Consider the following 19,305-nt stretch of genomic DNA (forward strand, 5'->3'; position numbering starts at 1 on the left):
GGGCCCGCGCGCTCAGACCTTCGCCCGGTAGGCCCGCATCGCCAGCGGGCAGAACACGGCCGCGATGCCCGCGGCCCACAGCAGCGACCACAGCACCGGCTCCGCCACCGGACCGCCCAGCAGCAGCCCGCGGAACGCGTCCGACAGATGGGTGACCGGGTTGACGTCGCTCCACGCCTGGAGCCAGCCCGGCATGGTGTCGACCACGACGAACGCACTGCTGGTGAACGTGATCGGGAAGATCAGCGTGAAGGCGAACGCCTGCACCTTCTCCACGTCGCCGGCCAGCATGCCGATCAGCACCGCGCTCCACGACACCGCCGCCGCGAAGACGACCAGCAGCAGCGCCCCGGCCAGGAATCCGCCGACGCCGCCGGTGACCCGGAACCCGAGCAGCAGGCCGAGCCCGATCATCAGCAGCATCGCCCACACGTGCTTGGCGAGGTCCGCGGTGATCCGCCCGATCAACGGCGCGGAGCGGGCTATGGGAAGGCTGCGCAGCCGGTCGAAGACCCCTTTGGTCAGGTCGGTGTTGAGCGCCATGGCCGTGTACATCGTCATGAACAGGGTGTTCTGCACGATGATTCCGGGCAGCGCGTACTTCAGATACGCCTCGGGGGAGCCGGCCATCTGTCCGCCGAGGACGTACGTGAACAGGAACACGAACATGATCGGCGTGACGCTGTAGTCCACGAGCTCCAGGGGGTTGTGCTTGACGGCCACCAGGCTGCGCCATGCCATCGTGAGCGTCTGCCGGCCCCAGGCCAGCGGTTTCACCCGGCCCGACGCGGTCAGGGGCGCGGTGATCGTCGTGGCCGTCATGCCGGACTCACCGCCTTCTCCCTCTCGTCACCGCCGCCGTCCCCTTCCGCGCCCCCGTGCCCGCCCGGCCCGGAGCCGTTCCCGGACGCGGGCGCGGCCCGGTGTCCGGTGAGCGCGAGGAAGACCTCGTCCAGCGAGGACCGCCGAAGGGTCAGCTCCCCCACCGCGATCCCCTCGCGGTCGAGGCTGCGCACGACCGTGGGCATCAGCTCGGGATCCTTCACCGGGGCGGTGATCGACCCGCCCTCGATCCGGGCCCCGTCCCCCGCAGCGTCGGACACCAGCCGGTGCGTAGCCGGAAGGTCCACGGACCGGACCGGGCGAAGCTCCAGCACCTGGCCGCCCACCTCGGACTTCAGCTGGTCCGGGGTGCCCTCGGCGATCACCCGGCCCTTGTCGATCACCACGATGTCGTCGGCGAGCACATCCGCCTCGTTCAGGTACTGCGTGGTCAGCAGGGCAGTCGCACCGTCGGCCACCAGGGCGCGCAGCATGTCCCACAGCTCGCCGCGGCTGTGCGGGTCCAGGCCGGTCGTCGGCTCGTCGAGGAAGAGGATGCTGGGCCGGCCGACCAGGCTCGCCGCGAGGTCCAGGCGCCGCCGCATGCCGCCCGAGAACGTCTTCGCGGCCCGGCCCGCCGCGTCGGTGAGCTGGAACCGGTCCAGCAGCTCGGCCGCGCGGGCCTTCGCCTCACGTCTCGACAGACCCAGCAGACGCCCTATGAGCAGCAGATTCTCCGTGCCGGTCAGATTCTCGTCCACGGCCGCGTACTGCCCGGTCAGACCGATCAGGGAGCGCACGAGGCCCGCCTCCCGGACGACGTCGTGGCCGGCCACCGTCGCCCGGCCGCCGTCGGGGGACAGCAGGGTGGCGAAGATCCGCACCGCCGTCGTCTTTCCCGCCCCGTTCGGGCCGAGCAGGCCGAGCACCGAGCCGGTGCGGGCCGCCAGATCCACCCCCGCCAGTGCCTCGGTCTCCTTGAACCGCTTGACCAGGCCCTCCGCCTGGATCGCGTAGGTCATGGGATGTCCCCCTGGTGACTTCGCGGGCTTCGCGGACGTCGCGGGTCGGCGCCCACCTCAGAGACAACTGTGACGCACGCCACTGACATTCCGGACGGGTGCGGCCCCGCCGCGTGACCCACTCCACCCCCCACAGCGGCCCCGCAGCCCCGACAATGACCGTGTGATCTCTTCGCCGCCACGAAGCTCCCACCGCCGGGCAGAGCCTGCGTCGACCCCGTACGTCGACCTCACCCGAGCGGAGTGGAGCGCCCTGCGCGAGAAAACGCCGCTGCCGCTGAGCGCCGAGGAGGTCGAGCGGCTGCGCGGCCTGGGGGACGTCATCGACCTGGACGAGGTCCGGGACGTCTACCTGCCGCTGTCCCGGCTGCTGAACCTCTACGTGCAGGCCACGGCCGGTCTGCGCGGCGCTCTCAACACGTTCCTCGGCGACGCCGGCAACGGGCAGGGCGCCCAGCGCGGGACCCCTTTCGTCATAGGCGTCGCCGGGTCCGTCGCCGTCGGCAAGTCCACGGTGGCCCGTCTGCTCCAGGCCCTCCTGGCCCGCTGGCCCGAGCACCCCCGCGTCGAGCTCGTCACGACCGACGGGTTCCTGCTGCCGATGAAGGAGCTCCAGGCCCGGGGGCTGGTGTCCCGCAAGGGCTTCCCCGAGTCGTACGACCGCCGGGCGCTGACCCGCTTCGTCGCCGACATCAAGGCGGGCAAGGACGAGGTCACCGCGCCCGTCTACTCCCACCTGATCTACGACATCGTCCCGGACGAGCGGCTGACGGTACGCCGCCCGGACATCCTCATCGTCGAGGGGCTCAACGTCCTGCAGCCCGCCCTGCCCGGCAAGGACGGCCGCACCCGGGTCGGCCTCGCCGACTACTTCGACTTCAGCGTGTACGTCGACGCCCGGCCCGAGGACATCGAGACCTGGTACCTCAACCGGTTCCGCAAACTGCGCGAGACCGCCTTCCAGAACCCGTTCTCTTACTTCCGCAAGTACACGCAGGTCTCCGAGGAAGAGGCCCTCGACTACGCGCGCACGATGTGGCGCACCATCAACCGGCCCAATCTGCTGGAGAACGTGGCGCCCACCCGGGGGCGCGCCACACTGGTGCTGCGCAAGGGCCCCGACCACAAGGTGCAGCGCCTGTCGCTGCGCAAGCTCTAGGAGAACGCGGCGTGTTGCATCTGCGGCTCATCACCCCGGCCGACCGGACCGCCGAGGTGGTCTCCGTGCTGGAGAAGACGGTCGGCACGGCCCATCTCGTGGTGCTCCCGGGCGCGGCCCGCGATCCCCGGGGCGACCTGATCCTGTGCGACGTGGCACGGGAGGCCGGCGACGCGCTCCTGTCCGAGCTGCGGGAGCGCGGCATCGACGAGTGCGGCTCCATCGCCGTCGACGGCATCGGCCTGTCGCTGTCGGCCCGCGCGGAGAAGGCGGAGAAGGACGCGCCGGGCGAGGGCGCGGACGCGGTCCTGTGGGAGCAGCTGTCCGACGCCACGCACGAGGAGTCGACGCTCAGCGTCACCTACCTCGCGTTCCTGGCCCTCGCGATGATGATCGCGGCGTGCGGCGTGGTGCTCGACAACGCGATCCTGATCGTCGGCGCCATGGCGGTCGGCCCCGAGTTCGGCCCGCTGGCCGGCTTCTGCACGGCCCTGGTACGGCGTGCGCCGAAGCTCGCCTGGCGGTCGTTCCTCGCGCTGATCGTCGGCTTCGGCGCCGCGATGCTGATGACCGCGGGATTCAGCTTCCTCATGGACGCGCTGGACCTGTTCTCCGCCGCGAAGCTGGACGCCGAGCGGCCCAACACGGCCTTCATCTACGCCCCCGACGAGTTCTCGTTCGTCGTCGCCGTCCTCGCCGGCTCGGCGGGGATGCTCTCGCTGACCTCCGCCAAGTCGGGCGCGCTGGTCGGCGTCGCCATCTCGGTGACGACCGTCCCGGCCGCGGCGAACGCGGCCGTGGCCTTCAGCTACTCCGAGTACCAGCAGGCATGGGGCTCCACGGAGCAGCTGCTGCTGAACCTGCTCGGCATCGTCCTGGCCGGCACGCTGACGCTGTTGGTGCAGAAGGCACTGTGGCGCGCGAGCCGCAAGGGCACGCAGAGCGAGGGGGCCCGTACGTGATCCCCGTACGGGCCCCCTCGCGAAGCACGGCACTCTAGCCGAGCGCCGACTTCACCACGTCGGCCAGCCGGCCCGCGACGGCCTGCGCCTGCTCGAGGTCGGCGGCCTCGACCATGACCCGCACCAGCGGCTCGGTGCCCGAGGGGCGCAGCAGGACGCGGCCTGTGGCGCCGAGTTCGCGCTCCGCCTCGCCGACGGCCTGCGCCAGCTCGGCGGACGTCTGCACCCGGGACTTGTCGACGTCGCGCACGTTGATGAGCACCTGCGGCAGACGCTGCATCACGCCGACGAGGTCGGCCAGGGAACGGCCGGTCGCGGCGACCCGGGCCGCCAGCATCAGGCCGGTCAGCGTGCCGTCGCCGGTGGTGGCGTGGTCCAGGACGATCACATGCCCGGACTGCTCGCCGCCGAGCGCGTAGCCCTGCGCCTTCATGGCCTCCAGGACGTAGCGGTCGCCGACCGCGGTCTGCACCAGCTCGACGCCCTCGCGCTCCATCGCCAGCTTGAAGCCCAGGTTCGACATGACGGTGGCGACGACCGTGTTGCCGCGCAGCGTGCCGGCCTCGCGCATCGCGAGCGCGAGCACCGCGAGGATCTGGTCGCCGTCGACCTCGTTGCCGTCGGCGTCCACGGCGAGGCAGCGGTCGGCGTCGCCGTCGTGGGCGATGCCGAGGTCGGCGCCGTGCTCGACCACGGCCGCCTTGAGCAGGCCCAGGTGCGTCGAGCCGCAGCCGTCGTTGATGTTCAGGCCGTCCGGTTCCGCGCCGATGGTGACGACCTGGGCGCCGGCCCGGGCGAACGCCTCCGGGGACACCCGGGCGGCCGCGCCGTGCGCCTCGTCGAGGACGATCTTCAGTCCGTCCAGGCGGTTGGGCAGCACGGCGATGAGATGGGCGACGTACTTGTCGAAGCCCTCGTCGTAGTCCGCCACCCGGCCCACGCCCGCGCCGGTCGGCCGGTCCCACGGCTCACCGGTGCGGTGCTGCTCGTAGACCTGCTCGATCCGGTCCTCCAGCTCGTCGGCGAGCTTGTGGCCGCCGCGCGCGAAGAACTTGATGCCGTTGTCCGGCATGGCGTTGTGGCTGGCGGAGAGCATCACGCCGAGGTCGGCGCCGAGCGCGCCGGTGAGGTAGGCCACCGCCGGGGTGGGCAGCACGCCGACGCGCAGCACGTCGACACCGGCGCTGGCGAGGCCCGCCACGACGGCCGCCTCCAGGAACTCTCCGGAGGCACGGGGGTCACGTCCCACCACCGCGGTCGGGCGATGGCCCGCGAAGGTGCCCGCTTCGGCGAGCACGTGCGCCGCGGCGACCGACAGGCCGAGCGCAAGCTCTGCCGTCAGGTCCGCGTTGGCCACACCGCGTACACCGTCCGTTCCGAAGAGTCGTCCCACAGTTGTCCTCCGAAGAAGCTGAATGCGCGAGTTCGTTATACGCCCGAGGTCGTCGGGCCGATGTCCGAGGGTCGATAAACGAACGCCCCGGCAGCACGGAGTGCCGCCGGGGCGAACGTGAAGCCGTACAGAAGCCGTACCAGCTTGTACAGGCCAGCGTGCGCTTTAGCGCTTGCTGTACTGCGGAGCCTTGCGGGCCTTCTTGAGACCGGCCTTCTTGCGCTCGACCGCACGGTCGTCGCGGGAGAGGAAGCCGGCCTTCTTCAGCGGGCCGCGGTTGTTGTCCACGTCCGCCTCGTTCAGCGCACGGGCCACGCCGAGGCGCAGGGCACCGGCCTGACCGGAGACGCCGCCACCCGAGATGCGGGCGATGACGTCGTAGCGGTTGTCGAGCTCGAGCACCTTGAAGGGCTCGTTGACTTCCTGCTGGTGCACCTTGTTGGGGAAGTAGTCCTCAAGGGTGCGGCCGTTGATCTTCCACTTGCCGGTGCCCGGAACGATCCGGACGCGGGCGATGGCGTTCTTGCGGCGGCCCAGGCCGGCGGCCGGCTGCGGCTCGCCGAAGCGGGAAGCCAGGGACTCGGAGGTGTACTCACCCTCGACCGGAACCTCGGTCTCGGTGGTGTACTGCTCGACGTCAACCTCTTCGAGCGGGGTCTCGGCGGTGGTCTCAGCCACGATTCTCCTCAGATTCTTTTCGTCTTAGGGGGTGGCCGGACTTACTGCGCGACCTGGGTGATCTCGAACGGGACCGGCTGCTGGGCAGCGTGCGGGTGGTTCTCGCCCGCGTAGACCTTCAGCTTCGAGAGCATCTGACGGCCCAGGGTGTTCTTGGGGAGCATGCCCTTGACGGCCTTCTCGATGGCCTTCTCGGGGCTCTTCTCGAGCAGCTCGTCGTAGCGGACGGAACGCAGACCACCCGGGTAGCCGGAGTGGCGGTACGCCATCTTCTGGGTCCGCTTGTTGCCGGACAGGTGCACCTTCTCCGCGTTGATGATGATGACGAAGTCACCAGCGTCGACGTGGGGGGCGTAGATCGGCTTGTGCTTGCCCCGGAGAAGGGTTGCGGCGGTGGTCGCCAGACGGCCCAGGACGATGTCCTGCGCGTCGATGATGTGCCACTGGCGCGTCACATCGCCGGGCTTGGGGCTGTACGTACGCACGGTCGTAGCCTTCGCTTCTTCAGTGAGTGGGTCCTGACAAGGCCACCCGGACGATCACGACAGCCCTGATCGCACGTCGGGGACGCAACCCGAGTGTCGATCGCTGGTCATCGGCCCGGTGGACCGGCGTAAGGGCCTCTCACGTGAGATAGAGCAAGCCAATACGCATAACGAACCAGCAGAATACCCGTGAGGCCCCGCACGGGTCAAAACCGCCGGTGCCGGGCGGACCGAGTGCGCAGGAGGGGCCCCAGGCCCAGAACGGGCAAAGACGACAGTGCGGGCGGAGACGTCAGGGCGCTCCCAGCGCCTCGGCCAGGAACCGGGCCTCGTTCTCACCCAGTCCCGTGGCGATGATCGCAGTCCCTCCCGGCAGCTTGGTCGCGATGAAGAAACTGGCCAGCAGCCTCTTGTCACCCAGGACGACCGCCAGCCGGGCCTTCGGATCGTCCGGTTGCAGTCCCCGTCCCACGATCTTCCCCGTCAGCTCGGCGAACTTCGCACGGTCGGAGTCCTTCAGGGCGACGCGGACGGACCAGCCCTCCGCCCCCGGCGCCTTCTCCTCGTAGGCGGCGACCTCCTCGAACCGGTTGACCGTCATCCCGGGAGCCGTCGAGACGACGACACAGCTCTGACGGTCGTCCGAGGTGAAGGCCCGTCCGGGGGGCGCGGGACTCTGCGGCGGCCACGCGTCGGGCTCCGGTGAGCCGGTCGGGCACACGCCCTCGAACTCGTCCTCCACTTCCAGGATGCGCACGGGCTCGTCCGGCACCCCCGCAGCGGCGTTCCCCGCACCTGCGTCCCAGGGGCGTACCACCAGGACGACCGCGACCGCGAGCGCGACGACGGCGGACGCCGCACCGGTCGCCCACCACAGGCGGGTCCGCGGGGCTGCGGGCGGCGGGAGCCACAGGCGGGACGTCCGGCCAGGCGCAGGCACCGCCGCTGTCGCCGCGTCCGGGTCGATACGCCGCCGGGCGGCCTCCACCGCCCGCACACGCCCCTCGCGGTACCGCTCGATCGCCTCGATCCACGCCCCGTTCAGCCAGTCCTCGCCGCCGCGGGCGTCCGGGCGCTCGCCCAGCCTGTCCGCGCAGTACGCGAGGATCTCCGCGGGGGTCGGCCGGTCCGCGGGGTCCAGCGCCAGACACGGCAGCACCAGCCCTTCCAGCTCGGCCGGCAGCCCCGACACGTCCAGGTCGCCCGTCGCCGCGCGGACGAGCTGCTCCAGGGCCGGACCCGCGCCGCCGTCTCGGTACGGAGCCCGGCCGACGGCGAGACAGAACAGCGTTGCTCCCAGCGAGTACACGTCCGAGGCTGGGGTGGTCTCCTCGCCGCGGGCCTGCTCGGGAGAGGCGTAGGCGACCGTGCCGAGGGCGGTCTGGGTCCGGGTGACGTCGTGAGCCTGCGAGATCCCGAAGTCGATCACCCGCGGGCCCTCCACCGGCAGTAGGACGTTCGACGGTTTCACGTCCCGGTGCACGAGGCCTGCCGCGTGGATGGAGACCAGCGCCTCCGCCATCCCGGCCGCCACCCAGTGCAGAGCGCCCGCGTCCAGCGTCCCGCAGCTCTCCACGAGGTCGCGCAGGGAGGGGGCGGGGACGTACTCGGTCGCCATCCACGGCACGGCGGCCGCTGCGTCCGCCGCCACGACGCTCGCGGTGAAGACTCCCTGGACGCGCTGGGCGAGCACGACTTCGCGGGCGAAACGGCGGCGGTCGTCCTTGCTGTCGGTGATCAGTGTCTTCACCGCGACGGTGCGACCGCCGGGCGAACGGGCGAGATAGATGCGGCCCATGCCTCCACTGGCGAGTTCGTCCAGCACCGTGAACGCCCCGAACCTGAGGCCCGGACGGACCGCATCCGCCACACTGTCGCTCGGCATGTCCGCCCCCCGGAGATCATGTTGCCGCTCAACCTACCGACTCCGACGGCGCCCTGCATCGGGTCTGGGGCACGCCGGCGGCGCGTCGGGAGCGGCCGCGCTCCCGGAGCCGAGGCACAGCCCCGCCCGAGGGGCAGCCGCACCCGCCCGGGGGCCGCTCAGGCCCCCACAGAGCTGCGCGGCCCTTACCGGGCCCGGTCCACGCGGCGTTCGTCCCAGACCGGCTCCGGCGTCTCCCGCACCACCCCGTCCGAGCCGAACACCAGATACCGGTCGAACGACCGGGCGAACCACCTGTCGTGCGTCACGGCCAGCACCGTGCCCTCGTACGCCTCCAGGCCCCGCTGCAGCGCCTCCGCCGACTCCAGATCCAGGTTGTCCGTGGGCTCGTCCAGGAGCAGCGCCGTCGTGCCCGCCAGCTCCAGCAGCAGGATCTGGAAGCGGGCCTGCTGGCCGCCGGACAGCTTCTCGAAGGGCTGGTCCCCCTGCCGCTCCAGTTCGTAGCGCCGCAGCACCGACATCGCGCCGCCCCGGTCCTTCGCGTGCTCCGTCCACAGGATGTCCACCAGCGTGCGACCCAGTAGCTCCGGGTGCGCATGGGTCTGGGCGAAGTGCCCGGGGACGACCCGCGCCCCCAGCTTCCACTCCCCCGTGTGGGCGACGGAGTCCCCCGCCAGCAGCCGAAGGAAGTGCGACTTGCCGGAGCCGTTCGAGCCGAGCACCGCCACCCGCTCCCCGTAGAAGACCTCCATCGAGAACGGCTTCATCAGGCCGGTCAGCTCCAGACCGGTGCAGGTCAGCGCCCGTACGCCCGTCCGGCCGCCCCGCAGCCGCATCCGGATGTCCTGCTCGCGCGGCGGCTCCGGCGGCGGGCCCGCCTCCTCGAACTTCCGCAGCCGCGTCTGCGCCGCCGCGTACCGCGACGCCAGCTCATGGCTGACCGACGCCGCCTGCCGCAGGCTGAGCACCAGCTTCTTCAGCTGCGCGTGTTTCTCCTCCCAGCGCCGCTTCAGCTCCTCGAACCGCGCGAACCGCTCCTTGCGCGCCGCGTGGAACGTCCCGAAGCCCGCGCCGTGCACCCACACGTCCGACCCCGCCGGCCCCGGCTCCACCGCCACGATCTTCTCCGCGACCCGGGCCAGCAGCTCCCGGTCGTGGGACACGAACAGGACCGTCTTGCGGGTCTCCTGCAGCCGGTCCTCCAGCCACCGCTTGCCCGGCACGTCCAGATAGTTGTCCGGCTCGTCCAGCAGCAGCACCTCGTCGGGGCCGCGCAGCAGCGCCTCCAGCACGAGCCGCTTCTGCTCGCCGCCGGACAGCGTCCGCACCTGTCGCCACTGCGCCTTCTCGTACGGGATGCCCAGCGCCGCCATGGTGCACATGTCCCAGACCGTCTCGGCCTCGTAGCCGCGCGCCTCCGCCCAGTCGCTCAGCGCCTGGGCGTACGTCATCTGCGCCGCTTCGTCGTCGACCGTCATGATCGCGAGCTCGGCCGCGTCCACCGCGGCCGCCGCCTCCCTGATCCGCGGCTGGGCCACCGACACCAGCAGATCCCGGACCGTGCGCTCGTCTCTCACGGAACCGACGAACTGCGGCATCACACCGAGCCCGCCGCTGACCGTCACCGAGCCGCCGTGCGGCTGGAGTTCCCCCGCGATGATCCGCAGCAGCGTGGTCTTCCCCGCGCCGTTGGCCCCCACCAGCGCGGCCACCGCGCCTTCCCCGACACGGAAGGACGCGTCACCGAGGAGCACCCGCCCGTCCGGTAGGCAGTACTCCAGATGCGCGGCCTCTACGTGTCCCATGGGCCGATTCTCACCGCCCGTACCGCCTTTGCCCAACAGGTTTAGGATGCGCGGCATGAGCTTTGGGCAGGGGGGACCTCAGTGGGGTTCCGGCGGACAGAACCAGGACCCGTACAACCAGGGCCCGTACGGGCAGGATCCGTACGGCCAGGACCCGTACGGCGGCGTCCGCGGCCAGTACGGCGGGGACTCGGGCAGCCCTGACTGGGCCGCGCTCGCCGACGCCTCCGCCGCCCGCGCCCGACGCAGGCGCTGGCTGATGATCGGCGGCGGCGCGCTCGCCACCGCGCTGATCGCCGGGATCGTCGCGACCGCGATCGTCTCGTCGAACAACGACGGCAGCGACACCGCGTCCGACAAGAGCAGCACCCTGCCCACCGCGCCCACCCTGCCGCAGGACACCACCCAGCCGCAGCCGTCCTTCTCCTCGGTGGAGCCCCTGCCCCCGCCGAACCCGAAGGACTTCGTCTCCGACCGCAAGAAGGACACGGCGCCGCTCAGCGCCGAAACCCTCTTCCCCGGCACGAAGCTGACGATGGGTGACGGCGACCGCGTCTACACCAAGGGCGCCACCTCCCGCACCGGCAACTGTGCGTCGGTCACCAGCGGCGCCCTCGGCCCGGTCCTGGAGACGCACGGCTGCGAGCAGGTCTTCCGCGCGACCTACCTCAAGGACGGCATCGCGGTCACCGTCGGCGTCGCGACCTTCGAGAACGAGGCGAAGGCCAAGACGGTCGTCCAGCAGGCCAAGGGCGGCATCGCTCCGCTGCCCGGCGCCGGCGTCCCCACGTTCTGCAAGGGCGGCCCGGTCTGCCGGAACACGTACAACTCCTACGGCCGCTACGCCTACTTCACCATCACCGGCTACACGAAGGCCAAGTCAGTGACGACCGGTGACACCAAGGCGTACCGCTCCGGCGACGACATCAGCGAGTTCGCGTTCCGTCAGATCGTGCGCCGCGGCGAGGCCCAGGCCTCAGCCGCAGCCACCGCACCCGCCCAGTAGCGGACCGGTCGGCAGCGAACGCCGGTTGCGCGCCTCCCGGTTCCGGGTGGCGAGCAACTCGTCGGCGGGGTAGCCGACTTCCTCCAGCGTCAGTCCGTGCGGCCGCACGACGTGCACCGCCGAGTCCCGCACGCCCGCCGCGAGGACCTTGGCCGGCCACTCCACCGGCCGGTGTCCGTCGCCCACGAACAGCAGCGCGCCGACCAGCGAACGCACCATGTTGTGGCAGAACGCGTCGGCCTTCACGGTCGCCGTGACGACACCGGAGGCGTCCCGCTCCCAGGACAGCCGCTGCAGCGTGCGGATGGTGGTGGCGCCCTCGCGCCTCCTGCAGTACGCCGCGAAGTCGTGCTCCCCGACCAGCCGCTCGGCCGCAGCGTTCATCGCGTCGACGTCCAGCGGCCAGTCGTGCCACAGCACATGGCCGCGCAGCAGCGGATCGACGCCGCCGGGATTGTCGGTCACGCGGTACGCGTAGCGGCGCCATATCGCCGAGAACCGCGCGTTGAACCCTGCCGGGGCCTCGGCCACGCTCCACACGCGCACGTCCTTCGACAGCCGTCCCGCCAGCCGCTTCAGGAGCTTGTCCCGGTGCTCGGCCCACAGCTCCTCGGGCAGGTCCACGTGCGCCACCTGCCCGCGCGCGTGCACCCCGGCGTCCGTGCGCCCGGCGACCGTCAGCTCGTACGTCACGGAGGACCGCGTCACCGTACGCAGCGCGTCCTCGATCTCGCCCTGCACGGTCCGCTGCCCGCGGGCCTGCTTGGCCCAGCCGGAGAAGTCCCTGCCGTCGTACGACAGATCCAGCCGCACCCGCACGAAGCCGGGCTCCACCTCATCGCTCACGCCATCAATCCTCTCAAGCACCGGACACGGAACGGGCCCGCCCCCCGAGGGGAGCGGGCCCGTGAGCCGTCAGAACGCGGTTCAGGCGTCCTTGGCCTCGTCGGCCGGGGCCTCGGCGGCCTCGGTCTCCTCGACCTTGGCCTCCTCGGCCTTCGCCTCGGACTCCTTGACCGCACGCTTGGTGGCGGCCTCGGCCTCGGCGACGGTGGCCTTCTTCGCGATCTCACCCTCGACCAGCTCGATCACGGCCATCGGGGCGTTGTCGCCACGACGGTTGCCGATCTTCGTGATGCGGGTGTAGCCGCCGGGACGCTCGGCGTAACGCGGAGCGATCTCGGTGAACAGGGTGTGCACGACGCCCTTGTCCGTGATGGTCTGCAGCACCAGGCGACGGTTGTGGATGTCGCCCTTCTTCGCCTTGGTGATCAGGCGCTCGGCGACCGGACGCAGGCGGCGGGCCTTCGCCTCGGTCGTGGTGATGCGGCCGTGCTCGAACAGCGACTTCGCCAGGTTCGCGAGAAGCAGCTTCTCGTGCGCGGCGCTGCCGCCGAAACGGGCTCCCTTGGTGGGACGCGGCATGGGGTTTCTCCTTGTGATCTGCACCGGCCGTGTCAGGTACCGGTGTCAGTTCCCTCCTGGCGGTCGCCGGAGGGTGTGCGAGGGGCGTGCCCCTCGCGGGGCCCCCGGACGAACCGGGGAAGTCCAGTCCCGGGCCGTAGCCCGGGTGCCGGGGGGCAGGACCCCACGGCCGAGTCCGCCCGGCGCGGCGGCGGGCCTCACGACCCGCCGCCCGCACCGGGAGGTGCTCAGTACTGCTCGGTCTCGACGAACCCGGCGTCCGCGTCGTCGTCGGCGCCGAAGGCGTCGGCGGCGGCGGTCGGGTCGAATCCGGGCGGGCTGTCCTTGAGGGCCAGGCCCATGCCGGCCAGCTTCGCCTTGACCTCGTCGATCGACTTCGCACCGAAGTTGCGGATGTCGAGGAGGTCGGCCTCGGAGCGCGCCACGAGCTCACCCACGGAGTGGATGCCCTCACGCTTGAGGCAGTTGTACGAACGAACGGTGAGCTCGAGCTCCTCGATCGGCAGCGCGAGGTCGGCGGCCAGGGCGGCGTCCGTGGGGGAAGGGCCCATGTCGATGCCCTCGGCGTCGATGTTGAGCTCACGGGCCAGACCGAACAGCTCGACCAGGGTCTTGCCGGCGGACGCCATGGCGTCGCGCGGGCGCATGGCCTGCTTGGTCTCGACGTCGACGATCAGCTTGTCGAAGTCGGTGCGCTGCTCGACTCGGGTCGCCTCGACCTTGTAGGTGACCTTGAGCACCGGCGAGTAGATGGAGTCGACCGGGATACGGCCGATCTCCTGGCCCACCTGCTTGTTCTGCACGGCGGAGACGTAGCCGCGACCGCGCTCGACGGTCAGCTCCATCTCCAGCTTGCCCTTGCCGTTCAGCGTGGCGAGCACCAGGTCGGGGTTGTGCACCTCGACACCGGCCGGCGGGGCGATGTCAGCAGCGGTGACCAGGCCGGGACCCTGCTTGCGCAGGTACATCACGACCGGCTCGTCGTGCTCCGAGGAGACGACCAGCTGCTTGATGTTGAGGATGAGGTCGGTGACGTCCTCCTTGACGCCCGGCACGGTGGTGAACTCGTGCAGGACACCGTCGATGCGGATGGACGTGACCGCCGCACCCGGGATCGAGGAGAGGAGCGTACGGCGCAGGGAGTTGCCGAGCGTGTAGCCGAAGCCCGGCTCCAGCGGCTCGATGACGAACCGCGAGCGGTACTCGTCGACAACCTCTTCGGTCAGCGAGGGGCGCTGAGCGATCAGCATGGTGTGTTTCCTTCAGTCGTGGACGCCCGCTATTTGACGTCCTCTGATACAGGGTACGGGCGGTACGCCCCAATGGGGACGTACCGCCCGGAACACCCTGGTCAAGCAGCCAAGCGGCCGTGCGTCAGACGCGGCGGCGCTTCGGCGGACGGCAGCCGTGCTGCAACATCCGGGGGATGACCCCCGGCCCCCCAGCCGGACACCGTCCCGCAAGCGGCCGTGCGTCAGACGCGGCGGCGCTTCGGGGGACGGCAGCCGTTGTGGGGCGTGGGGGTGACGTCCTGGATCGAGCCGACCTCGAGGCCGGTGGCCTGGAGGGAGCGGATCGCGGTCTCACGGCCGGAGCCGGGACCCTTGACGAAGACGTCGACCTTGCGCATGCCGTGCTCCTGCGCGCGGCGGGCGGCCGACTCGGCGGCCATCTGCGCGGCGAAGGGGGTGGACTTGCGCGAGCCCTTGAAGCCGACGTGGCCGGCGGAGGCCCAGGAGATCACGTTGCCGGTCGGGTCCGTGATGGACACGATCGTGTTGTTGAACGTGCTCTTGATGTGCGCGTGGCCGTGAGCGACGTTCTTCTTTTCCTTGCGGCGCACCTTCTTGGCAGCGCCCTGACGACCCTTGGGGGGCATCTATAACTCCTACGGGAGGTGGTCGGTCCTACAGCGAAGACCGTGGACAGTCGTCCGCTGCGGACTACTTCTTGCCCGGCTTCTTCTTACCGGCGATGGCGCGACGCGGGCCCTTGCGGGTGCGCGCGTTCGTGCTGGTGCGCTGGCCGTGGACCGGCAGGCCGCGACGGTGGCGCAGACCCTGGTAGCAGCCGATCTCGACCTTGCGGCGGATGTTCGCCTGGATGTCGCGGCGGAGGTCACCTTCGGTCTGGAAGTTGACGTCCACGTACTCGCGAATCTTGACGAGGTCCTCTTCGGCCAGGTCACGAACGCGGATGTTGGGGTCGACACCGGTGGCGGCGAGGGTCTCCTTGGACCGGGTGCGCCCGATGCCGAAGACGTAGGTGAGGGCGACCTCAATACGCTTGTCGCGCGGGAGGTCAACGCCTTCAAGGCGTGCCATTCATGGCTCCTGTTGTAGTCGGAGGTCTTCCGCAAAGCCGTTCCGTGGTCGCCGACCCTTGGAGAAGGGTGGTACGCCCAGGTCTCCGGCCTCCACCGGAGGTGTCGCCAGCCGTAGCCAGGCGGGCTCTGCGTATGTACATGTTTTTACGTGCGTCGCGCGAAGAACTGCGAGTGCAGGTGGTCGTGCGTCAGCCCTGGCGCTGCTTGTGGCGCAGGTTGTCGCAGATGACCATGACCCGGCCGTGACGGCGGATCACCTTGCACTTGTCGCAGATCTTCTTGACGCTCGGCTTGACCTTCATGGGATGTGAGGTTCTCCGGGTCAGTGCCGACACCCCGCGGAAGGGGGTGCGACAAGATCTACTTGTAGCGGTAGACGATCCGCCCACGCGTCAGGTCGTACGGAGAGAGCTCCACGACGACCCGGTCGTCCGGAAGGATTCGGATGTAGTGCATCCGCATCTTGCCGGAGATGTGCGCGAGGACCTTGTGACCGTTCTGGAGCTCCACCTTGAACATGGCGTTCGGGAGGGACTCGATCACGGTGCCCTCGATTTCGATGGCACCTTGCTTCTTGGCCACGCTTCGCCTTTCGAATCGGCTACCTTGATCGACTCTCCTCCCCGGGTGTGGACACACGGGTACACGAGAGCCGACGCATCAGTCTACGCCAGGCCCTTCGAAAAGACGAATCCGGCAAGTGTGCCCACCGTAGAAGATCGTTACGCTGTCGGGAGCGGCCCGGCCGTCAGGCCAGGGGGTCCGGCGCCGCGGTGACGCCCAGCTCGGCCAGCTTCGCCTTCCCGCCGTCGGGGGCCGTCAGCACGAGCGGGCCCTCCTCCGTGAGCGCCACGGAGTGCTCCCAGTGCGAGGACCAGGTGCCGTCGGTCGTGACGACCGTCCAGTCGTCCTCGAGCACATCGGTCAACGGCGTGCCGAGCGAGACCATCGGCTCGATCGCGAGGCAGAAGCCCGGCACCAGCTTGGGGCCGCGGCCGCGCTTGCGGGAGACGTAGTTCAGCAGGTGCGGGTCCATGTGCATCTCGGTGCCGATGCCGTGACCGCCGTAGTCCTCGATGATCCCGTACTTGCCGGTCGCGGGGCGCGGCTGGCGGCGGATGTACGTCTCGATGGCGCGGGAGATGTCGACGAGGCGGTTGCCGTTCTTCATCGCGGCGATGCCGGCCCACATCGACTCCTCGGTCACCCGGGACAGCTCGATGAGCTCCGGGGCGTGACCGCTGCCCACGAAGGCCGTGTACGCCGCGTCGCCGTGCCAGCCGTCGACGATCGCGCCGCAGTCGACGGAAATGATGTCGCCGTCCTTCAGGACGGTCTTCTCGTCGGGGATGCCGTGGACGACGACCTCGTTCACCGACGTGCAGATCGTCGCGGGGAAGCCGCCGTACCCGAGGAAGTTCGACTTGGCGCCGTGGTCGGCGATCACCTTGCGGGCGACCTCGTCCAGATCCCGGGTCGTGGCGCCGGGCACCGCGGCCTCCCGGGTCGCCGCGTGGATGGCGGCGACGACCAGTCCCGCCTCGCGCATCTTCGCGATCTGCTCGGGGGTCTTGATCTGCACCATTGCGGCGGACGCCTTTCTCGGCAGGGAATCGGGGGCTTATCAACAATACGGCCGCGGCGTCCGTCGGACACCGCGGCCGTACTCGAGACTGTCCGGATCAGGCCTGGGCGGCCTTGTCCTTCTGCAGGGCCTCCATCGCCCGGGCGGTCACGTCGGCGACCTTGCCCAGCGCGGAGATGGTGACCACCAGGCCCTGGGCCTTGTAGTAGTCGATGATCGGCTCGGTCTGCGTGTGGTAGACCTCGAGCCGCTTGCGCACCGTCTCCTCGGAGTCGTCGTCGCGCTGGTACAGCTCGCCGCCGCACTCGTCGCAGACACCCTCGGCCTTCGGCGGGGTGTACGTGACGTGGAAGACGTGCGCGCTGTCGTTGCGGCACACGCGACGGCCGGCGATCCGCTTGACGACCTCGTCCTCGGGGACCTCCAGGTCGAGGACCGCGTCCAGCGTGACGCCCTCGCTCTGCAGCATCTCGTCCAGTGCCTCGGCCTGGCCCACGTTGCGCGGGAAGCCGTCCAGCAGGAACCCGTTCACGGCGTCGGACTGGGACATGCGGTCCTTGGCCATACCGATGGTCACCTCGTCCGGGACCAGGTTGCCGGCGTCCATGTACGCCTTGGCCTGCTTGCCCAGCTCCGTGCCCTGGGAGATGTTGGCACGGAAGAGGTCGCCCGTGGAGATGTGCGGGATCGACAGGTTCTTGGCAAGGTACGCAGCCTGCGTTCCCTTCCCGGCACCGGGCGGTCCGACGAGGACGATTCGCATCAGCGGAGGAACCCTTCGTAATTGCGCTGCTGGAGCTGGCTCTCGATCTGCTTCACGGTCTCCAGACCCACACCCACGATGATGAGGATGCTCGTCCCGCCGAACGGGAAGTTCTGGTTCGCGCCTCCGAAGCCTGCCAACGCCATCGTCGGAACAAGAGCAATCAGACCCAGGTACAGCGAGCCCGGCCAAGTGATCCTGTTGAGCACGTAGCTCAGGTACTCGGCAGTAGGACGACCAGCCCGGATACCCGGGATGAAGCCACCATACTTCTTCATGTTGTCCGCGACTTCCTCGGGGTTGAACGAGATCGCCACATAGAAGAAGGCGAAGAACACGATCAGGAGGAAGTACGTAGCGATGTAGTAGGGGTGGTCACCCTTGACGAAGTGGGCTTCGATCCAGGTTTTCCAGCCTGCGTTGGAGTTCGAGAACTGCGCGACGAGCGCCGGGATGTACAGCAGCGACGACGCGAAGATGACAGGAATCACACCTGCCTGGTTCACCTTGAGCGGGATGTAAGTGGACGTACCGCCGTACGACCTGCGGCCGATCATGCGCTTCGCGTACTGCACAGGGATACGGCGCTGGGCCTGCTCGACGAAGACGACGAGGCCGACCATCACGAAGCCGATCAGGATGACCGTGCCGAACTCGATCCAGCCGCCCGCGAGCTTGCCGCTCTCCTTGATGGCCCACAGGGCGCCCGGGAAGCCGGCGGCGATCGAGATGAACATCAGGATGGACATGCCGTTGCCGATGCCGCGGTCGGTGATGAGCTCACCGAGCCACATGACGGCGGCGGTGCCGGCGGTCATCGTGACCACCATCACGACGGTGGTGAAGATCGACTGGTCGGGAACGATCTGGTCGGCCACCGTGCAGCCGCTGAACAGCGCGCCGCTGCGGGCGGTCGCCACCAGGCCGGTGCCCTGCAGCACGGCGAGCGCGACGGTCAGATACCGCGTGTACTGCGTGATCTTCGCCGTGCCGGACTGGCCCTCCTTCTTGAGGGCCTCGAGCCGTGGGATCACCACGGTCAGCAGCTGAAGGATGATGCTCGCCGTGATGTACGGCATGATGCCCAGCGCAAAAATGGTGATCTGCAGCAGCGCCCCGCCGCTGAACATGTTCACCAGCCCGAACAGGCTGTTGTTGCCCTTCTGGGCCGCATCCACACAGATCTGAACGTTCTGATAGTCCACACCCGGGACCGGAATGTGCGACCCGAGGCGGTACAGCACGATGATGGCCAGTGTGAACAGCAGCTTCTTGCGCAGGTCGGGCGTCTTGAACGCCCGGGCGAACGCGGTGAGCACGGTGCCTCCTGCGACCCCCGCGCTTCTGCGTCAGAGGTGACGGTCTTGAGGATCGACGAATACGTATCCGCACGGTTTGCCGGGTAGGCACACCGGGCTGAAGTTAACAGTGCACGCCACCTTACCGGCGACCATGCCCCCCTAGGAACGACCAACCGGGGATGCCCCTTTTGGAAGGCATCCCCGGCTGGATGTTCAAGCCATCGAGTCGTCTCAGACGAGCTCGGTGACGGTGCCGCCGGCGGCGGCGATCTTCTCCTTGGCGGAGCCGGAGACGGCGTCGACCGTCACCTGCAGCGCCACGGAGATCTCGCCCTGGCCCAGGACCTTGACGAGGCTGTTCTTGCGCACGGCACCCTTGTCGACCAGGTCGGCGACGGTGACCTCGCCACCCTGCGGGTACAGGGCGGCCAGCTTGTCCAGGTTCACGACCTGGTACTCGGTGCGGAACGGGTTCTTGAAGCCCTTGAGCTTCGGCAGGCGCATGTGGAGGGGCATCTGCCCGCCCTCGAAGCGCTGCGGAACCTGGTAACGGGCCTTGGTGCCCTTGGTACCACGACCGGCCGTCTTACCCTTCGACGCCTCACCACGACCGACACGGGTCTTGGCGGTCTTGGCGCCGGGGGCGGGACGGAGGTTGTGGACCTTCAGCGGGTTCTGCTCCGCCATG

The 19,305-nt window shown here is 69.7% G+C and carries 21 protein-coding genes; 3 read left to right on the plus strand and 18 right to left on the minus strand.

Annotated elements, in window-relative coordinates; genetic code table 11:
* Nucleotides 1–12: 12 nt before the first annotated feature.
* Both ACWD0A_RS04930 and ACWD0A_RS04935 read right to left on the minus strand, forming a co-directional pair.
* Complete coding sequence (locus ACWD0A_RS04930; protein ID WP_451294706.1) at nt 13–822, minus strand: ABC transporter permease; 810 nt, start codon at nt 820–822, stop codon at nt 13–15.
* Complete coding sequence (locus tag ACWD0A_RS04935; RefSeq protein ID WP_451294708.1) at nt 819–1,844, minus strand: ATP-binding cassette domain-containing protein; 1,026 nt, start codon at nt 1,842–1,844, stop codon at nt 819–821. Before ACWD0A_RS04935 ends, ACWD0A_RS04930 begins: the two co-directional genes overlap by 4 nt.
* Nucleotides 1,845–2,007: 163 nt before the next feature.
* Here ACWD0A_RS04935 and coaA point away from each other — a divergent pair, with 163 nt between their 5' ends.
* On the plus strand, nt 2,008–3,003 hold the full coding sequence (gene coaA / locus ACWD0A_RS04940; protein WP_451294710.1) for a type I pantothenate kinase: 996 nt from the start codon (nt 2,008–2,010) through the stop codon (nt 3,001–3,003).
* 11 nt (nt 3,004–3,014) lie between these two features.
* Nucleotides 3,015–3,965 carry a DUF389 domain-containing protein gene (locus ACWD0A_RS04945; RefSeq protein WP_451294712.1) on the plus strand — a complete coding sequence of 317 codons (951 nt, stop codon included), beginning with the start codon at nt 3,015–3,017 and terminating at the stop codon, nt 3,963–3,965.
* A 34-nt stretch (nt 3,966–3,999) separates the two neighbouring features.
* Here ACWD0A_RS04945 and glmM read toward each other — a convergent pair whose 3' ends face one another.
* The 5 genes from glmM to ACWD0A_RS04970 all read right to left on the minus strand — a co-directional run bounded on the left by glmM (nt 4,000) and on the right by ACWD0A_RS04970 (nt 10,211).
* Nucleotides 4,000–5,358, minus strand: a complete 1,359-nt coding sequence (gene glmM, locus ACWD0A_RS04950) for a phosphoglucosamine mutase (RefSeq protein ID WP_451294714.1) — start codon at nt 5,356–5,358, stop codon at nt 4,000–4,002.
* A 165-nt stretch (nt 5,359–5,523) separates the two neighbouring features.
* The gene (rpsI, locus tag ACWD0A_RS04955; protein ID WP_451294716.1) at nt 5,524–6,036 is read right to left on the minus strand and encodes a 30S ribosomal protein S9; all 513 of its coding nucleotides are present in this window, start codon (nt 6,034–6,036) and stop codon (nt 5,524–5,526) included.
* A 41-nt stretch (nt 6,037–6,077) separates the two neighbouring features.
* Entirely contained in the window at nt 6,078–6,521 is a 444-nt protein-coding gene (gene rplM / locus ACWD0A_RS04960; RefSeq protein ID WP_177148633.1) for a 50S ribosomal protein L13, read from the minus strand.
* Nucleotides 6,522–6,813: 292 nt separating this feature from the next.
* Nucleotides 6,814–8,406: a protein kinase domain-containing protein gene (locus tag ACWD0A_RS04965; protein WP_451294718.1), complete on the minus strand. Its 1,593-nt coding sequence runs from the start codon at nt 8,404–8,406 to the stop codon at nt 6,814–6,816.
* A gap of 185 nt (nt 8,407–8,591) precedes the next feature.
* Nucleotides 8,592–10,211, minus strand: coding sequence for an ABC-F family ATP-binding cassette domain-containing protein (locus ACWD0A_RS04970; protein WP_451294720.1), 1,620 nt, complete (start codon nt 10,209–10,211; stop codon nt 8,592–8,594).
* 55 nt (nt 10,212–10,266) lie between these two features.
* On the opposite strand from ACWD0A_RS04970, the gene ACWD0A_RS04975 reads away from it, so the two are divergent.
* Entirely contained in the window at nt 10,267–11,217 is a 951-nt protein-coding gene (locus ACWD0A_RS04975; protein ID WP_451294722.1) for a hypothetical protein, read from the plus strand.
* Here ACWD0A_RS04975 and truA read toward each other — a convergent pair.
* The 11 genes from truA to rplO form a co-directional block, all read right to left on the minus strand.
* Nucleotides 11,188–12,063 (minus strand): tRNA pseudouridine(38-40) synthase TruA, encoded by an 876-nt coding sequence (gene truA / locus ACWD0A_RS04980; protein ID WP_451294724.1) that lies wholly within the window; start codon nt 12,061–12,063, stop codon nt 11,188–11,190. The genes ACWD0A_RS04975 and truA overlap by 30 nt on opposite strands.
* An 81-nt stretch (nt 12,064–12,144) precedes the next feature.
* A complete protein-coding gene (rplQ, locus tag ACWD0A_RS04985; RefSeq protein WP_451294726.1) occupies nt 12,145–12,642 on the minus strand; it encodes a 50S ribosomal protein L17 in 498 nt (165 codons plus the stop codon).
* A 227-nt stretch (nt 12,643–12,869) separates the two neighbouring features.
* Nucleotides 12,870–13,892, minus strand: coding sequence for a DNA-directed RNA polymerase subunit alpha (locus tag ACWD0A_RS04990; protein ID WP_003956430.1), 1,023 nt, complete (start codon nt 13,890–13,892; stop codon nt 12,870–12,872).
* 224 nt (nt 13,893–14,116) lie between these two features.
* Nucleotides 14,117–14,521, minus strand: a complete 405-nt coding sequence (rpsK, locus tag ACWD0A_RS04995; protein ID WP_003948617.1) for a 30S ribosomal protein S11 — start codon at nt 14,519–14,521, stop codon at nt 14,117–14,119.
* A gap of 64 nt (nt 14,522–14,585) precedes the next feature.
* Nucleotides 14,586–14,966, minus strand: coding sequence for a 30S ribosomal protein S13 (gene rpsM / locus ACWD0A_RS05000; protein WP_177148628.1), 381 nt, complete (start codon nt 14,964–14,966; stop codon nt 14,586–14,588).
* 190 nt (nt 14,967–15,156) lie between these two features.
* Complete coding sequence (gene rpmJ / locus ACWD0A_RS05005; RefSeq protein WP_003956441.1) at nt 15,157–15,270, minus strand: 50S ribosomal protein L36; 114 nt, start codon at nt 15,268–15,270, stop codon at nt 15,157–15,159.
* 58 nt (nt 15,271–15,328) lie between these two features.
* Complete coding sequence (gene infA, locus ACWD0A_RS05010; protein WP_003956442.1) at nt 15,329–15,550, minus strand: translation initiation factor IF-1; 222 nt, start codon at nt 15,548–15,550, stop codon at nt 15,329–15,331.
* A 166-nt stretch (nt 15,551–15,716) separates the two neighbouring features.
* Nucleotides 15,717–16,553 carry a type I methionyl aminopeptidase gene (map, locus tag ACWD0A_RS05015; protein ID WP_177148627.1) on the minus strand — a complete coding sequence of 279 codons (837 nt, stop codon included), beginning with the start codon at nt 16,551–16,553 and terminating at the stop codon, nt 15,717–15,719.
* Between the two features lie 97 nt (nt 16,554–16,650).
* Nucleotides 16,651–17,316 carry an adenylate kinase gene (locus tag ACWD0A_RS05020; protein WP_451294728.1) on the minus strand — a complete coding sequence of 222 codons (666 nt, stop codon included), beginning with the start codon at nt 17,314–17,316 and terminating at the stop codon, nt 16,651–16,653.
* Entirely contained in the window at nt 17,316–18,635 is a 1,320-nt protein-coding gene (secY, locus tag ACWD0A_RS05025) for a preprotein translocase subunit SecY (RefSeq protein WP_177148625.1), read from the minus strand. Before secY ends, ACWD0A_RS05020 begins: the two co-directional genes overlap by 1 nt.
* Nucleotides 18,636–18,848: 213 nt before the next feature.
* Nucleotides 18,849–19,304 (minus strand): 50S ribosomal protein L15, encoded by a 456-nt coding sequence (rplO, locus tag ACWD0A_RS05030; RefSeq protein ID WP_177148624.1) that lies wholly within the window; start codon nt 19,302–19,304, stop codon nt 18,849–18,851.
* Nucleotide 19,305 lies beyond the last annotated feature (1 nt).

Source organism: Streptomyces sp. NPDC002867, from assembly GCF_053591895.1.

Bases quoted from the DNA above. Each gene is read 5' to 3' on its own strand.
- rpsM (WP_177148628.1), bottom strand. From the start codon at position 14,966: ATGGCACGCCTTGAAGGCGTTGACCTCCCGCGCGACAAGCGTATTGAG.
- rpsK (WP_003948617.1), bottom strand. From the start codon at position 14,521: ATGCCCCCCAAGGGTCGTCAGGGCGCTGCCAAGAAGGTGCGCCGCAAG.
- ACWD0A_RS05020 (WP_451294728.1), bottom strand. From the start codon at position 17,316: ATGCGAATCGTCCTCGTCGGACCGCCCGGTGCCGGGAAGGGAACGCAG.
- ACWD0A_RS04930 (WP_451294706.1), bottom strand. From the start codon at position 822: ATGACGGCCACGACGATCACCGCGCCCCTGACCGCGTCGGGCCGGGTG.
- rplQ (WP_451294726.1), bottom strand. From the start codon at position 12,642: ATGCCGCGTCCCACCAAGGGAGCCCGTTTCGGCGGCAGCGCCGCGCAC.
- rplO (WP_177148624.1), bottom strand. From the start codon at position 19,304: ATGGCGGAGCAGAACCCGCTGAAGGTCCACAACCTCCGTCCCGCCCCC.
- ACWD0A_RS04990 (WP_003956430.1), bottom strand. From the start codon at position 13,892: ATGCTGATCGCTCAGCGCCCCTCGCTGACCGAAGAGGTTGTCGACGAG.
- rpmJ (WP_003956441.1), bottom strand. From the start codon at position 15,270: ATGAAGGTCAAGCCGAGCGTCAAGAAGATCTGCGACAAGTGCAAGGTG.
- ACWD0A_RS04965 (WP_451294718.1), bottom strand. From the start codon at position 8,406: ATGCCGAGCGACAGTGTGGCGGATGCGGTCCGTCCGGGCCTCAGGTTC.
- map (WP_177148627.1), bottom strand. From the start codon at position 16,553: ATGGTGCAGATCAAGACCCCCGAGCAGATCGCGAAGATGCGCGAGGCG.
- ACWD0A_RS04975 (WP_451294722.1), top strand. From the start codon at position 10,267: ATGAGCTTTGGGCAGGGGGGACCTCAGTGGGGTTCCGGCGGACAGAAC.
- ACWD0A_RS04970 (WP_451294720.1), bottom strand. From the start codon at position 10,211: ATGGGACACGTAGAGGCCGCGCATCTGGAGTACTGCCTACCGGACGGG.
- ACWD0A_RS04935 (WP_451294708.1), bottom strand. From the start codon at position 1,844: ATGACCTACGCGATCCAGGCGGAGGGCCTGGTCAAGCGGTTCAAGGAG.